The 15,218-nt window shown below is 45.6% G+C and carries 12 protein-coding genes and 1 pseudogene; 5 read left to right on the top strand and 8 right to left on the bottom strand.

All coding sequences use genetic code 11. The features are described 5' to 3' along the window. Window positions 1–208: 208 nt before the first annotated feature. Window positions 209–1,369 carry an extracellular solute-binding protein gene (locus J7545_RS14770; protein ID WP_318701999.1) on the bottom strand — a complete coding sequence of 387 codons (1,161 nt, stop codon included), beginning with the start codon at window positions 1,367–1,369 and terminating at the stop codon, window positions 209–211. 134 nt (window positions 1,370–1,503) lie between these two features. On the opposite strand from J7545_RS14770, the gene J7545_RS14765 reads away from it, so the two are divergent. Continuing rightward, window positions 1,504–1,890, top strand: coding sequence for a hypothetical protein (locus J7545_RS14765; RefSeq protein WP_318702000.1), 387 nt, complete (start codon window positions 1,504–1,506; stop codon window positions 1,888–1,890). A gap of 65 nt (window positions 1,891–1,955) precedes the next feature. Here J7545_RS14765 and cobT read toward each other — a convergent pair whose 3' ends face one another. Genes cobT through J7545_RS14750 form a run of 3 tightly spaced genes read right to left on the bottom strand, consistent with a single transcriptional unit; the run spans window position 1,956 to window position 4,470 of the window. Further along, window positions 1,956–3,047, bottom strand: coding sequence for a nicotinate mononucleotide-dependent phosphoribosyltransferase CobT (cobT, locus tag J7545_RS14760; RefSeq protein ID WP_318702001.1), 1,092 nt, complete (start codon window positions 3,045–3,047; stop codon window positions 1,956–1,958). Between the two features lie 43 nt (window positions 3,048–3,090). Beyond that, window positions 3,091–3,735: a DUF2232 domain-containing protein gene (locus J7545_RS14755; protein ID WP_318702002.1), complete on the bottom strand. Its 645-nt coding sequence runs from the start codon at window positions 3,733–3,735 to the stop codon at window positions 3,091–3,093. Window positions 3,736–3,762: 27 nt separating this feature from the next. Continuing rightward, window positions 3,763–4,470, bottom strand: a complete 708-nt coding sequence (locus tag J7545_RS14750; RefSeq protein WP_271938098.1) for a Crp/Fnr family transcriptional regulator — start codon at window positions 4,468–4,470, stop codon at window positions 3,763–3,765. Between the two features lie 287 nt (window positions 4,471–4,757). Here J7545_RS14750 and J7545_RS14745 point away from each other — a divergent pair, with 287 nt between their 5' ends. The 3 genes from J7545_RS14745 to J7545_RS14735 all read left to right on the top strand — a co-directional run bounded on the left by J7545_RS14745 (window position 4,758) and on the right by J7545_RS14735 (window position 9,695). Beyond that, window positions 4,758–7,415, top strand: a complete 2,658-nt coding sequence (locus J7545_RS14745) for a hypothetical protein (RefSeq protein WP_318719764.1) — start codon at window positions 4,758–4,760, stop codon at window positions 7,413–7,415. A 26-nt stretch (window positions 7,416–7,441) separates the two neighbouring features. Beyond that, entirely contained in the window at window positions 7,442–8,932 is a 1,491-nt protein-coding gene (locus tag J7545_RS14740; RefSeq protein WP_318702004.1) for a hypothetical protein, read from the top strand. 148 nt (window positions 8,933–9,080) lie between these two features. Then, window positions 9,081–9,695 (top strand): Uma2 family endonuclease, encoded by a 615-nt coding sequence (locus J7545_RS14735; RefSeq protein WP_318702005.1) that lies wholly within the window; start codon window positions 9,081–9,083, stop codon window positions 9,693–9,695. Window positions 9,696–9,850: 155 nt separating this feature from the next. On the opposite strand, the gene J7545_RS14730 is transcribed toward J7545_RS14735, so the two are convergent. Both J7545_RS14730 and J7545_RS24105 read right to left on the bottom strand, forming a co-directional pair. Further along, on the bottom strand, window positions 9,851–10,558 hold the full coding sequence (locus J7545_RS14730; RefSeq protein WP_318702006.1) for a PHP domain-containing protein: 708 nt from the start codon (window positions 10,556–10,558) through the stop codon (window positions 9,851–9,853). Between the two features lie 104 nt (window positions 10,559–10,662). Beyond that, window positions 10,663–11,658: pseudogene (locus J7545_RS24105) on the bottom strand (methyltransferase domain-containing protein). Window positions 11,659–11,833: 175 nt separating this feature from the next. On the opposite strand from J7545_RS24105, the gene J7545_RS14715 reads away from it, so the two are divergent. Then, entirely contained in the window at window positions 11,834–12,850 is a 1,017-nt protein-coding gene (locus J7545_RS14715; protein WP_318702009.1) for a phycobilisome rod-core linker polypeptide, read from the top strand. Between the two features lie 119 nt (window positions 12,851–12,969). Here J7545_RS14715 and J7545_RS14710 read toward each other — a convergent pair whose 3' ends face one another. Together J7545_RS14710 and J7545_RS14705 are read right to left on the bottom strand one after the other, a co-directional pair. Further along, the gene (locus tag J7545_RS14710; protein WP_318719762.1) at window positions 12,970–14,295 is read right to left on the bottom strand and encodes a TRAP transporter large permease subunit; all 1,326 of its coding nucleotides are present in this window, start codon (window positions 14,293–14,295) and stop codon (window positions 12,970–12,972) included. Between the two features lie 80 nt (window positions 14,296–14,375). Further along, complete coding sequence (locus J7545_RS14705) at window positions 14,376–14,912, bottom strand: TRAP transporter small permease subunit (RefSeq protein WP_318702011.1); 537 nt, start codon at window positions 14,910–14,912, stop codon at window positions 14,376–14,378. Window positions 14,913–15,218: the final 306 nt, after the last annotated feature.

Genomic DNA, 15,218 nt, shown 5'->3' with positions numbered 1-15,218 from the left:
TTTTCCCAGATTGGCAATTACTCTCATCACTTCGCCCATTGCTACACCGTGTCAATCAATTTCAATACTTTTTTTCTTCAGCCTAAATCCCTTATCTTAATTCCTATCTTGATTCGGCAGAGTGACAAAAGAGGGGTATCGCTTGAAAAAAAGAAGGTTATTCTGCATGAACTTTAGAGCGCCTCGTGCTGGTAGTATTAATTAACAATTATTCATTACTCCGCATCTGTTTCCAAAGTTGTGTATAGCTCTGCTGAGTTTGCTCAGAGAGAGGGAAGAGAAATTCACTATTAGCAAAAATAGTAGGATCGGGGAACTTCACTCCAGATTGAAAGATCGATGCAGGTAAACTATCGCGGTTCGTAGTAATTAATAGAGGTGAAGCGGTATCGGTAAATTGGGAGAGTTTGAGGGCTAAATCCGAGTTTAAAAACTGGTTCATCCATTCCTGAATACCGGAGTTCTTAGGACTTAGCTTAGGACTGACCCAAATATTCGCCCACAGTGCAGTTCCAGATTGGGGAATAATAGCTTTAAGTTTGTACTGATTTAAGATCGATAGAATATCTGTTGACCATCCGAGAGCTAACCAAGAATCTCCTTCAATTAGAGGTTGTAAATATTGGTCGGAGCTATAAAATTTAACTTGGCGATTGAGTTGTTTTAGGGTTGGAAGTAATTCAGGAATGGTTTCTAAATCGGGAGTGTTATAGGAATAACCGAGGGATTTTAAGGTTAAACCAATCACTTCTCTGGGTTGATTGAGTAAGGAAATTTGACCTTGCAATTCTTCTCGCCACAAATCTGACCAATCTGTGGGTTCCCAACCGAGGGATTTAAATTGATCTGGTCGATACACGATCGCCGTGGTTCCCCAACTGTAGGGCACTCCCCAAACTTCCCCATTCGGATCGAGATTCCCTTGGCGATCGCGCATTACTAAGCTCTGCCAACTTTTAGGTAATTGATCCCAAGAGAGCAAAGAGGTATCGATGGGTTGAATGAGTTGATTGGCGATCGCCTCCCTTAACCAAACATCTCCAAGCGTCACCAGATCCGGAGCAGAGGGAGCCGTTTGCCAAAAAGCTAAACTTCTCCATAGCGAATTCTCAGAATTCTTGGGTTCTCGCTTCAGAGATTGAAACAGGAGATCGAGTTGACTAACCGGAATCGCTTCTAAACTCACACTCTCCGGTAGTCCCTTTTTGAGTTCATTGATTAACGTCGCTGGAATCGATCCCTTGAGAATAGAAATCTTTAAGCTGGCAGTGGGACTGCATCCCGTAGTCAAGACTGAGGACAATGATAGGCTCGATAGTGCTAAAGTCGCGGTTTTCAGGCTTCCTGACAAAAATCTTCGACGATCCATAACTGAGAAAATGTTAAGTATTTATTTACAGTTTTTACTAAAAGTTAAATGATTCAAAAATAAATCAAGAATCTTGTCAAAGCCTATCTAAAATCGTAGAGAACAATCCTTACCTGTAACTTCTGGAGTCCCCCATGGAAATTTTGGAAACCCAAATTATGATGCTGATGGAAAAAATAGAAAGCATGTCCCATGCGATTGAACGGCTTAATTCTAAATTCTCTTTGCTAGAATCTCAACCTGGATCGAGCCATCTCCGAGCAGAAGAGACTCATCTGCCAGAACGGGGTAGTAGTAATCATTCCTATACTCATGAGTTATCCGATCTCCCCATTTGGGATCATAAAGATGTATTAGTTGATGATGATTATGATAACCGTCGTGAGATATCTGAATCCCGGTCAGATGCATATTTATCTCCTGAACTGCAAGTGCAGCGCTTAACTGCACAACTGACCGCTGCTTATAATCGCATTGCTGCTCTAGAGGAGCAATTACTGTCTAAGCGGATTCAATTCTAGCGCTGGGAACTAGGAAATAGGGAAGAAATAGGGAAAATGACTGACCTATATCTATCTATTACCCATTACCCATGAGAATAACGGTCGATTAAGGTTTCGATCGCCTCAAGGAGGTCTTTTCGTCTCCAATTTTGGCACAGGGTAGCGGCGATCGCACAACCCCCCGCACCAACACCTTCTTTTACGAACCCTTGTTCATACATTTGAAGGGAGTGATAGTTAGACTTAGCAAAACTCAGTTGGGTTGCCATCAATGGAACTGGAGGTAATAGTTTCGCTAAACCAACCGTGTCTCCCGTTGGATCTTCAGCCACCCATCGCGTTGTTCCCACCACCACTTCAGACGTATCCCAAATCTGGTTTTCCTCCTGAGCAATAGCTTGCATTAAGCCATACACAGCTAACAGTTGAGTGCCGCCAGCCAAGAGAACACCACAATATTGACTCGCGGCGATTGCCATTCCAGCAGCTACCGGTTGCATGGGATCGCCTACTGCTGCCATTAATTCCCACACCGATCCGGGCTGATCGAACCATCTTGCATGCTCTAACCCCTGCTTCACCACCTCTATTTTATGAGCGTGGTTACAGGTGGGATGACTACTGTTCACTTTACCCGATGCTGGCCATCCCAACCCTGTCAAAATACTTAATGCGGTGGTTGTTCCGCCCACCACACATTCACCGATAATCAAATAATCGGTGTGTTGAGCTAACTGTGTTCCCCATTTTTGCCCTTGGTTAAACAGATGACGAACCCTTTCTCGATCTAAAGCTTGTCCGCTACTGACACAGAAGGCAGGAGTCCCCCCCAAATCTACCGCTTCTACAGGGGGAGGAATAGGTAATCCCGCATTCAACAAAGTAATGGGAATCTGGAGCGCTTCACAAATAGCACGGGAGATAAAGACGGGAGAAATACCGGCATGTAAGGGAGGTAACGGATAAGCATATTTCGGAGTCACCCCATTGTATAAAAATTCAGCATCTGCCAAACAGGTATAGCGCCGGTCTTCTGGCGTTGCCCCGGCAGCAGAGATTCCTGGAATTAATGCCGTTTCTGTGAAACCGAGAATACAAGCAAAATGGGGGCGACTTTTACGATACTTATTTAACCAATACTGCCCTCGATCGAACTCAGTGTAAACAGAAATCATATCAGTGAACCATTCGATTCTCCCCCATTCCCCATTCCCCAAACTACTCTCGATCTAACAGAATTTCCACCCAAGCGGGAGGCAATGGAATGGGGTTACCCAACTTTTCGAGAAGCAAACTAGAGACCAAATGGACAACGAACAAATAGATCAAATTATTGACTAAAATCATGACTACGGCGATCGCCTGTACGATCGTGATATCCGGCTCGGCCAATAATCCCAACTTCAGGAAGATCCAATCGATCAAGCTAGTCACCTGTGCCATCAGATACAGCCATAAATCCTCACCCAGGAGAATGGACACTAACCAAATTTTAAAGAAAAATCCGATCGCTCCCAACAGCGTTCCTAAACCAATAGATACAAACCAACTCGCTCCCCGCTTCCACATCATTCCCAACTGCACTCCCAACAGTCCAAAGGGAATTAGAAACAGGATACTGCGGGTTGGCCCCATTAAAACGGTTAAGAGCAAACCCGTTACCGTCATAGTCATCCAAGCATTGCGACTTCCCCAGCGCAAATAGGCTAAGGCGATCGGTACGGGAAAAAAGATCCGTAATAATGGCCCTGGTGGAAAATAATAATTCACCAACCAAATCAGACTAGAAGTACTTGCCAAAAACGCTGATTCTACTAGAGGTAAGGTCAGATTAACCTGACTCTCCGGTTTCTGATTACCCATTACCCATTACCTATTACCTATTATCCATCAAACCATCAGTCGCTCTAAAGCACCCAAATCTGGAATACAAAGAGTATCGCGATCGGGGCGCACAATCAACTTTTTCTTTTCCAATTTACTTAAAACTCTGGTAACTGTTTCACGTGCTAATCCACTCAAACTACTTAATTCCCGATGGGGAAGATTCGGAATTTCTACACCCTCAGCCGTTTTCGTTCCTTGACCATCAGCCAAAAATAAGAGGATATCCGCTACACGGGAGGTACTATCAGACTCCCGCAGTCGTAACCGTCGGTTGACTTGTCGTAAGCGCCGCGCCATCAATTGGGCTAACCGGATACCCGCCTTCGGTTCTGTATGAATTAGGTTAACAAAATCACTAGCAGGCATATTACCAATCGTGGTTGGAGCGAGGGTAATCACATCAGTAGAGCGTGGCACCTCTTCGAGGGGAGCCATTTCTCCAAATAACTCCCCCTTACCAATAATATTGAGGGTAACCTCTTTACCATCTAAATTATACGTGCGAATCTTAACCCATCCTTCCAAAATAAAATAAACCGAGCTACCCCAATCATTTTCCAATAGGATGACCTGGTTAGAAGGATGTTCTCGCACCACCACTTGCGCCGTCGTCCGTTCAACAATCTCCTCCGGTAACCCTTCAAAAAAGGGGGCTGATTTAATGAGTTCACGCTGATTCAATTCACCACGAGACTTGTGTCGTTCTACCATAGGGGTAATGTGCGATTTAAAAGACTAAAAGCGGAAATGACGACGGCTGAGGGCAGGCCATGGGTTTACAACCTAAACGATAAGGCAATCATAACGTAAAGTGCCTCAAAATCTACAAGATTTATCAGTCGATAGGGGCGATCGCCCTCAATAACGTGAACTCATAAAGTAAGATAAAGTTAATTTTCGCATCAAATCCCCCCTTCTTACCCAGTTTTGACTTAAACTGCTTGCAGTATGCCCACCTTCAGCAAAACCGACCGAACGTATAGTTAGGGATGACGATTGTGACACCTCAGACTGACCAGCGTCAAGCACTGATAACAGAAATCGATAGTGTGCTATCCAAAACCCAGTCTCGCCTTCCCTGGGTGATGGCGGGAGAGGTGAGCCAACAACGTCGAGTTTTAAGACGGGTTCGGGAGTATTTGGGCAGTTTACCCCTTTCCCCAACTCAACGCCCTGCTGCCAAAGGTCAACTTCCTCCCTCAAGCCGTTCGACTCCTGCCAGTCGCCGTCGTCTTTCCTTACTGGGGGCGGATCTTTCCCAAGAGCGCCAACCTATACTAGAACCACAGAACTCAGCAAATCAACAAATTGTGCAAGCTGTGGTGCAAGATTTGCGATCGAGCATTCTGATCCCCTTGCAAGAAGAAATTGCTGCCCTACAAAACCAGCGGGAACAGATGCGCCAGGAACTGCAATATCTGGATCAACAGCGTGGCAAGAATGCGATGTCGGGTCAATCTCAGAAAATGATGACTGAGTTTTTCCAAACTCTGATCGATCGCTGTGCACAAAGTTTAACCCAACAGGTAGCTCAGAATTTAGCGGATTTGCAGGTAGAATTGCTGCAATATCAGTCCCGCGAACCCCACGATCCAATTCTGGCTGCCGATAGTAGCACCGATCCAGCTCTGCTGACTCCCCAAGAACGACTCGAACAATTGAGGGCACTGCAAGCTCAATCGGATAAACTCCTCAAAACCTTAGATGCCTCGATTAATGTAGTTTTTGAGACACTGCAAAGTAATCTTCAAAGCTATAGTGAATCAATGACCCAAGGAGTTGAGCATATGTATAGCTTGGGTCAACAGGGCGAGGTGATGTTTAGTGCCTTGGTCAATCGGTTAGCATCCCAGTTAGGACGAGAAGCATCTTCTTATATTCAAAGCCGTTCTGAAGACTCTTTGGGAGAAACATTGGAAACACCGAGTGGGGGAAAATCCCTGACTCCTTCGGCGATCGCTCCTGAAACCGATCGAGCAGCCCAAAATGCCCAAACCTCAGATCCTCCCGATCGCCCTGTTGTCCAACCTAGCGATCCCCAACATTTAACCGAGTCGGTTGAGTTAGCCCAAGAGGTTGAGGAGGAAGAGGATAGCTTTGAACCGGAATCCATAGATGATGAGAATGCAGAGGAATTAGAAGAGTTAGTAGATCTTGATGAAGAGATCGGGTTGGAGTTTTTTGAACAATTTGAAGAGGTTGAAGAGAGTGTTGAAATTGCAGCAATCGAAGAGGATCAAATCGATCGACTCTCTAATGAACCATCAGCGGATGCCGATCGGCTCCTAGAAGAGGAGATGGAAGGTGATGAATTTTATGATGCACTGTTTGCTTCCGATCGGTTTACAACAGGTGAAAGGGAAGATGAGGGAGAATCCGATGATCCCCTGCAAGAGTTTGCAGAAGAGGCAGAAGTGGATGAAATTGCCGAAGAACCTGAGCCAGAATTGAATGTAGAGGCGATCGCAGCACCAGAAGAACAAGGGGAGCAACCCGTAGATGAAGAGGCGATCGCCGAAACCCTAGAATCAGATTTATTTGAAGGACTAGGTGATGTTGAAGCCCAAACAGACAAGCAACAAGAACCTTTAGCAGCAGAGGAAATCCCTGAAACTGACTTATCCTCATCCTCTTCAGTCCTAGAATCGGATTTATTTGAAGGCGCTCCGGCTCCTTCCCAAGTAGAAGATCCGGTATCTCTAGAAACTTTTATGGAATTATTCGGCGAAGAAGATTCACCACCTCAGATTATATCGGAGAGCCTAGAAACCCATTGGGCCGACGAAGCCCCCTTAAACGCCACAGAAGATCTTTATATCTCTGCTTCTCCCGATGAAGTCTTATTACCCACCGAGATCCAAGAAGCACAGGAAGTCAGTCAGTTAAATTTACAGGGCGAAGTCTTAGAACAGTTAAGTCAGGATTTATTTAGTCTCGAAGGTGAGGGAACTTCTCCCGTTCCTGAGTCAGTTCCAGAAGAGCAAGTTACGGATCTATTTGGGAATTTAGAACCCGCCAGTCCCACAATTTCCGCTCCTGAAGAAGAGTCTCTTATGAATGAAGAGGAGACTCCCCTGAATACGGAGAATTTCCTCAATGAAATTTTAACTCCTCCCGAGTCAGGAATTTTGGCAGGAGAAGAAGAACCTGAAGATCGAGAAAATTCTGAATCTGGAGTAAGAGTAGATAGTTTATTTGAAGGATTCCCAGAAGAGCAAACATTCCAGGAGTCAACTCCAGAGGAAGAAGCAGCAGATTTAACTGGTCTGTGGGAGGATGAAAGCAGTCTCAACTTACCGGAGTCTTTAAGTATCGATACAGTGTTTGGGGAAGAGTCTGAGAATTTAGACACCGAAGAGCCGAAATCCATTACCGTAGATAATGTGTTTGAAAAATACAATCAGGGAAATAAGGATGCTATCGATCCATCCGCTGGGCGATCGCCAAAAGGCACATCGACGATAGAAAACATGTTTGAAGGATTTTTGCGGGGAGAAACGGTAAACGTAGATGAATCCCTACCAGCATCAAGTGAACCTGATGGAACAACTGTAGAAGAAACTTTAGAAGAAACCTTGACCCTAAATGATGTCTTTGAAGGGTTTGCAGATGATGACGATCCTGAGCCACCATTGAATTCTTTGAAGAAAAATTAATTCTGAGAATGAGAGAGAGCAGAAGTGTGAAGAGCCATTCTGATGGGCAAAATCCGCTGTGGTATTTGGGAATCGATTGGGGAACAACCGGCATTTCAGCCGTGTTACTCAATTACTCAACACGCTGTTTTTATCCCTGGGAGCGTTTCCCAACTGAGCGAACCCAGGTTGGGGTATCTCTAAAACTTTGCTTAGACTGGGGTTTACCTGGGGTCGATGGGGACTCAATTATTGAGGAGATGGTGTCCCAGTTGCAAGGGATGGCGAATGAGCAAGAAGAGTATAGCCAAGAGGTTTGGAATCAGTTAAGTGGAGTGATTGTGGGCTGTCCAGCTCATTGGAGTGATGCCTATCGCTTTAATCTGCGAGAGGTAATTTTAAGGACAGGTTGGGTCGATCGACCTCACCAAATTCTGTTCTTAGAAGAGCCAATTGCTTTAGTCATATCAGAGTTGCGTGATACGGCTCAGGGTACTCAATGGCAAGGCGCAACATTGATTCTAGATTCGGGAGCAACGATGACGGAGTTTGCTCTGGTGGATGTTCCGTTAAACAAATCCCAACTCAAGCCGGAAAATTTCCATTTGGGATCTTTGGCTTATGGTGGAGATGCGATCGATCAGGATATTATTGTTCAGTTGTTATTGAATGTGGACTATCCATTATTATCTGCTTCATTAGAGCAAGAGCAGGGAATAAAGTTGCCCCAAGTGGGAGAGGTGGATTTAGAAAGCCGTTATCACTTTAGTCAATATTTGGGACGTTCAGATTGGGGTCAGGGGTTATTGGCGATCGCCAGAGAGGTTAAGCATAGACTTCAGGCACAAAACCAGATTACAGTACGCCTCAAGCAGCAAAAGTGGACTATTCAGCGTCGCGATTTAGAGATGAAGGTGTTTGTGCCTTTTTTGCGTGCCCTGAATCGGGAGATTAATCGCCTGTTTGTCAAGACGGGAGTCGCCCCCCAAGCAATACGCCAGGCTTTGTGTACGGGGGGGAGTGCATCTTTAGTGGCGATCGCCCGTTGGTTACGGCAAAAACTACCCAGCGCGGCAATTATCCAAGACCGTACCCCACAAGGTCAACCGCCTAAATGTAGTCGGGTAGCTTATGGATTAGCGAATGTACCGCTCTATCCCCAAGTTCTCAATACAGTACGTCATCAATATAGTGATTATTTTCTGTTGTTAGAATTGCTCAGAGTCATGCCTAATGAGGCGATCGCCGAGGGGCAGATTTTCTACTTGTTAGAACAACGGGGGATTAATACGGCAGTTTGTGGCGATCGCTTGCGCAAACTGCTCGCAGGCAATCTTCCCCCTGGACTACTTCCGAAAACATCAGATCGCCTTTACCTGAGTCCTCAATTAGAGTTTAATCAACCCCTATTTATTGCTCAAGGAACTGGATTATATACTCTCAATCCAGAACAAAGAGCGATCGTGATGAATCAATTTAAGCAAGTTCTCGCCACCTCTAACCAAACCTTAGACGATCCCTATTTAGTGCTTTGGTAAAAGGTGGTTAGGGAAGAGGGAGTTGATAAAATTTACATCACCTTAACTTGTAATTACCAACCACCAAAACCCATTTTTAATTTTTAATTTTTAATTGATAAAATAAGTACAGGTCTCGATCCATTATTGTCTGGGAGGTAGAGCAAACATGGTAGTCGCAGTTGAAGCTTTGCAGCAGGTGAAGGGTATGAGTCTAGAGGAGTTTCTAAATTATGATGATGGCACAGATACGGTATATCAGTTAGAAGATGGGGAGTTGGTAGTTATGCCTCCAGAGAGCGATCGCAATCAGCGTATTGAATCATTTCTGTTTGCGTATTTCCTACAGATTGGAATTTTGCCTCACTATTTGAGGATGAAGACGGAAGTAGTGGTGAGTGGACTTCGGCCAACAGTTAGAGTGCCCGATCTGTTAGTGTTGTCAGAAGAAGGAGCGCAGTCCCTACAAGGAGCAAGTCGCTCCACAATTAGCTTGGAGATGCCTCCACCTCAGTTAGTCGTGGAAGTGGTTTCACCAGGCAAAGAGAACGCAAACCGAGATTATCGGTATAAGCTTTCACAGTATCAGTCCAGGGGCATCTCCGAGTATTGGATTGTCGATCCCATGGAAGAACGAATAACAGTATTTGTGCTAGTCGAAGGGTTGTATGAGTCGCGAGAGTTTTCTGGAGAAGAAGTGCTAGAGTCGCCCTTTTTGCAGGGGTTGTCAGGAGATAGGAATTTGTCTGCGGTGCAAATTTTAAGAGGTGGAGTTAATTCGTAGTCAAGGAACTCGTTAAGTTAGGATAGCTAAATTGTAGTTTTAGGAAATAGGGAACAGAACATGTCTTAACTCTCTCTTCCCTTGCTATAGAGGTAAGGTGTGTTAGCGAGAGCGCAGAACCCCCACTGCTCGACTCTGGCTATTCCCTATTCCCGTTACAATCGCTTCTGGATATTTCGACCGTGAGTATCTGTACCACAGGTATGCAGTAAATTATAGAATTCGCCCAGTTCTCGAACCTGCTTGGTTTGTTTGGGACTCGGTATCCAAGGTGTGGGATTATTATAAGCGTAATAGGTTTCTACCCCATCAATGCCAAGATAGACAGCTTCAGGAATTAATTCAGTGGCTGGATAGCGATATCGAGCCGGATGAGCGAGAACGGCTAAACCGCCTGCTTCATGGATGGTATCAATAACTGCCGAAGCTTGATAGCCGTTGCCTTCCACAGCATGGCCTTGGAGATAGGGTTCTAAAGCCGGATGATCGGGGTCAAAGGCGTAACCGAGGATGTGAACTTCTGTTTTTAACAAATAAGCATTGATTTCTACACCACTCCATAGTTGGAGGGAGGGTTTTGGGTTGAGATTGGGATGATTGAGCCAGTTTTGGGCGGTTTTGTAACCGCCAACACTATGGTGATCTGTGATCGCCAGTCCCTGCAATCCGATTGCGATCGCCTGGTCAATAATCTCTTCCGGGCGTAATTTTCCATCAGAAAATTGGGTATGCATATGAAAATTGTAGGAATTGGGACAACTCCTTTCATCAATGTTCGCAAATACTTCTCTGAGGGCCCGTGCTTCTTTCTGCTCTCCAGCCTGGTTTGACAAGGATGGAGCTGGAGCTAGATCGATCATCATCTTTCTCAATCTCAAGATAAAGTCTTGTTGTCTACTATAGCCAATTTTGAACTTATGTAACGTTACTTTTTGATTGAGATGTGCGATCGCAATCATAAGTCAGACTAAGAAGTAATTATACTCATCCGATCAGATTTGGATTCCGTGAGATCCCCAGGGCCATTTCCCCGAATGGCGCGAAACATACCAAACCGACATAAACCCGTCCCAAAAGCTACCCGCATCAACAATAGAGTGGGCACTTCTCGCAAGGATTTAATCAAACCGGGTAAGCCAAACTTGACCAGACCTTCCGGTCGAGTGACCCCTTGCCAGATAGAATCAAGCCAAGAGGGAAGGGTGGGTTCTGTCCAATCATCAGTAACGACCTGTCCCTGGGCATATCCCGTCGCTTCTAGGAGTTCAGAAAACCCTTCAATACTAGAAAACGCAGGATGAGACCACTGGTCTAACAATTGTTTCATAATCACCCGTTCTAGGCCATTTAGGGGAATTTGCCGCTCATCCCGTTGATTCCAGTCAGCAACCACTAAAAGTCCACCGGGTTTGAGGACTCGGAGTAATTCTTGGGCGAAAATCGCTTTATCGGGCATATGGGGTCCTGCTTCAATTGACCAGACCACATCAAAACTGGCATCCGGGAATGAAAGCGCCATGGCATCATCAACGGCAAATTTTGCATTCACCCCTTCTGGCGTTAATTCTTGGGCCCGTTGTACCTGTTGGGGGCTAATAGTAATCCCTGTCACATCAAAACCCTATTCGGTTGCTAAAATCCGGCTACTGCCCCCAATACCACAACCGACATCTAAAACAGTCGTATTCGCAGGTAAGGCATCTAATCCGCCCCAACGCACCATTTCATGGACAAAATCGGCTTTAGCGGTTAAAAAATTTTTCCGCTGTGGAGGGGAGCCATAATGGCCTAAATGGATATGTTCGCCCCAGTAGAATTCTAATATCCCTTCCTCTGTCCATTGGTCGTAGGAGTTGGCAACGGAAGCGGAGGATTCATAGCGACGAGCGGTGACCAGATAGAGAATAATGGCGATCGCCATTAACGCTAAAATTATACCCGCACCTAAAAACAAGATATTCATCAAAATAGAAAAATAGAGAATTGGTATGAAGGCTTTATTGAGGATAAATGATTTTTCAGATCCTTACAGCTTTTAAGCATTGATATTGTCATGCCATGCTGTTAAGCTTGTCTTGCGCGACTTTTAATAAGCAGACAAAAGTTTATTCACATTTTATATAAGTTGGAGGAATTCCATGGGAACTATCGCACCATCAGAGGATCGATCGGCGCAATTCTATCAGGCATACCAGCCCTTCAAGGAAACCGCACCGGTTGAACTGCGTTCCGGTTTCTCAGATACTGATGCCCAGATCGCGATCCGAGCAGTTTACCGCCAGGTGTTGGGCAATGCCCATGTGATGGAAAGCGAACGGCTTACCGTTCCTGAGTCCCAACTGAAACGGGGACAATTGAGCGTGCGCGAATTTGTCCGCGAGGTGGCTAAGTCAGACCTCTATCGTTCCCGTTTCTTTGAGAATTGCTATCGATACCGGGCGATCGAGCTTAACTTTAAGCACCTACTCGGACGCGCGCCTGATAACTTCGAGGAAATGCGCTATCACAGCACTGTTTTGGATGAGAGCGGGTTTGAGGCGGATATTGATACTTATTTGGATAGCGATGAGTATCAGACGATTTTTGGGGAAAGTATCGTACCTTATTATCGGGGCTATCGCACCCAGCCAGGGCAATCGATGCTGGAATTTACGAATATGTTGCAATTACTGCGGAGTGCTTCGAGTAGCGATAAGGATTTGGCTACTCAAAATAAACCTCAATTAACCCGTGCCCTGATCCAAAATTCCCCCTATGGACAGCTCAAAGTCAAGGATGTCAGTGAAATCCTGGCAGAGGTCCTCAGACCTAAGTATCAGTTCATGACAACAACACGCATTACACCAGAGCAAGCAGCTAGGAATTTGGCTTTGCAGCAAAGAATGCAGGAGCAAGCGGAGGAAATCGATCGCTTGCAAAAGCAATTGGCAGATTTACGCCCTTTTGCAGCGATCGGAGCTACACAAGTCAAAAGTGATTGGCGCTCTTCAGTTGTCTCTCCTTCTAAGGAAACATCGGCTTCTCTACAACAACAGGCAGAGGCACAATCCTCTCTGATTGCTTTGTTACAAGAACAGCTTGCTGAAACGCGACGCTACGCCACGATTGGGGAAGCTCGCTTGAATAAATGGCGCACCCGTATCTTCAACAGTTAGTGTTCTGGCCCTAATCCCATTTTTCTATGAAGATGCCCTTAACAAGTGGCCCTAAGTCTCTTGTCTCCCCAGAATACATTCGTGGCAAGCTTAAGTGGCAAGCTTAAAGAGAAATGGGATTACAGCTTTAACGAAGGTAGAAAGCTCACAATACCAGGGAAAAGAATTAGTAAGACCATCACGATTAATTGCAGAATAATAAACGGAATAGCTCCTTGGTAAATTTCCTCTGTTCGCACTTCTGGAGGGGCGACTCCCCGTAGATAGAAGAGGGCAAAGCCAAAGGGAGGTGTGAGAAAAGAGGTTTGCATATTAGCCCCTAAAATTACACCAAACCAAACTAAATCTAAGTTAAATTGTTGGGCGATGGGGACAAACAGGGGAACGACAATAAAGACGATTTCAAAGAAATCAATGAAAAAGCCCAGGATAAAGACGATCGCCATACTGATGACGAGAAATCCGATCGCTCCTCCCGGTAAATTCGTAAACCATTCCCGGACTAGACGCTCTCCCCCTAAACCGCGAAAGACTAAACTAAAGGCTTTGGAGCCGATTAAGATAAATACCACCATACAAGTGGTGCGTAAGGTGACATCGCAGACTTCCTGCAAACTTGTCCAAGTGAGTTGGTGATTGGCATACGCTAAGGCGATCGCCCCTAAACAGCCCACTGCACCCGCTTCTGTGGGGGTTGCAATGCCAAAGAAGATACTCCCCAAAATCATAAAAATCAGTAAGATAGGAGGAATCATAACTTTGAGAACTCGCATCCCTAACCCCGGTGCTTGGCGGATTTCAGGCGGAAGGGGAGGAGCCAGATCGGGACGGATATTAGCAATAACTAATACATGGATTAAAAAGGCTGTGGTCATCAGTAAACCAGGAATTAATGACCCCATAAATAAATCCCCAACGGATACCCCTAATTGGTCTCCGAGTACCACTAACACCACGCTAGGGGGGATAATTTGTCCTAGAGTTCCCGATGCTGTGATTACTCCCGCAGCGAGGGAGCGATCGTACCCATAGCGCAGCATTGTTGGCAAAGAAATCAAACCCATTGCTACGACGGTGGCGGCGACGACTCCGGTGGTTGCAGCTAAGAGCGCTCCAACTAAGATAACGGCGATCGCTAACCCTCCCCGCACCCTCCCAAACAAAATCCCCATGGTTTCCAGCAAATTCTCGGCAATACCAGATTTTTCCAGCATCGAACCAATGAAAATAAAATAGGGAATCGCCAGCAGGGTAAAATTCTTCATAATGCCAAAAATCTGCTCTGGCATCGCTGACCACAAGATCGGGTCAAACGTCCCCACTGCCATACCGATGAGGGTAAACAGAAGAGCAGTAGCGCCAAGGGAAAAAGCTACCGGATAACCGATCGCCAGCAGAAACAGCGCTCCGACAAACATCAGGGGGCCAAGCCAATCCAAAGCCATGTCAGATGAGGGGAAACAGAATGTGAATACCCTATCATCAAATGGGCTGGTAATCGGTCATCAGTAATGGGGAAAACTGGTTATTCGTCGGTTTTGTCGGAGGGGTTGAACACAAAGTCTAAGTTTTTAATCGCTTGGGAAATTCCTTGTAGAATCAGTAAACCAAAACTGACCAAAATCATGGTTTTAATCGGGTAGCGCACCAAACCACCGGGATCGGGGGAGTTTTCCAGCAGTTTCCAAGAGTTAACGACTGACCCGGTAGAATAGAAGAGAATCATCGTACAAAAAGGAATTAAAAAGAGCAGGGAACCCACTAAATCTACCCAGGCTTTTTGTTTCGGAGTTAAGCGACTTTGGATCACATCCACCCGCACATGATTATTGTGTTTTAGGGTATAAGCTGCGCCTAAAAGAAACACCAAATCGAACAGATACCATTGAATTTCTAAAAGGGCATTGGAGCTAAGATTTTGCCCAACTGCTCGCCCCACATAGCGTCCAAAGACATTCCAAGAGCCGACTCCGACCATCACCAAGGTGAGCCAATAGGCAGATCTGCCAATCCGCTCATTCAGGCGATCGATGTTCCGAGATAGACGTAATAAGAATTCCACGTGTTCTTTTCCTAGGTTATGAACAGACCAATGAACAAAAGTTGGTCAAGTCTTCCGGATCGGTCCTGGGATTCAAGGGATTGACATCCACCCCTGCCTAAAGGCGAGGGGATTCCTAAACCTCACGTTAGCGAAGCTCCTCCGCAGGAGGCTTTAGGTTTCTGTTTCATAGCAGTTGCCTTCACAGATTTACTCTGTTCGGGTCTTACACTCGCTCCGCAGACTGACACGGCAAGCCCTGCCGCCTTATGTGTCGAAATTTCAAAAGAAAAATCTTGATGTACTTTGTTGATTCAAGGGTTGGAC

Origin of the sequence: Roseofilum sp. SBFL, assembly GCF_017746885.1 — a bacterium.
Lineage (GTDB): Bacteria > Cyanobacteriota > Cyanobacteriia > Cyanobacteriales > Desertifilaceae > Roseofilum.
Note: the sequence above shows the minus strand (reverse complement) of the source record. Positions and strands in the feature narration are given on the sequence as shown.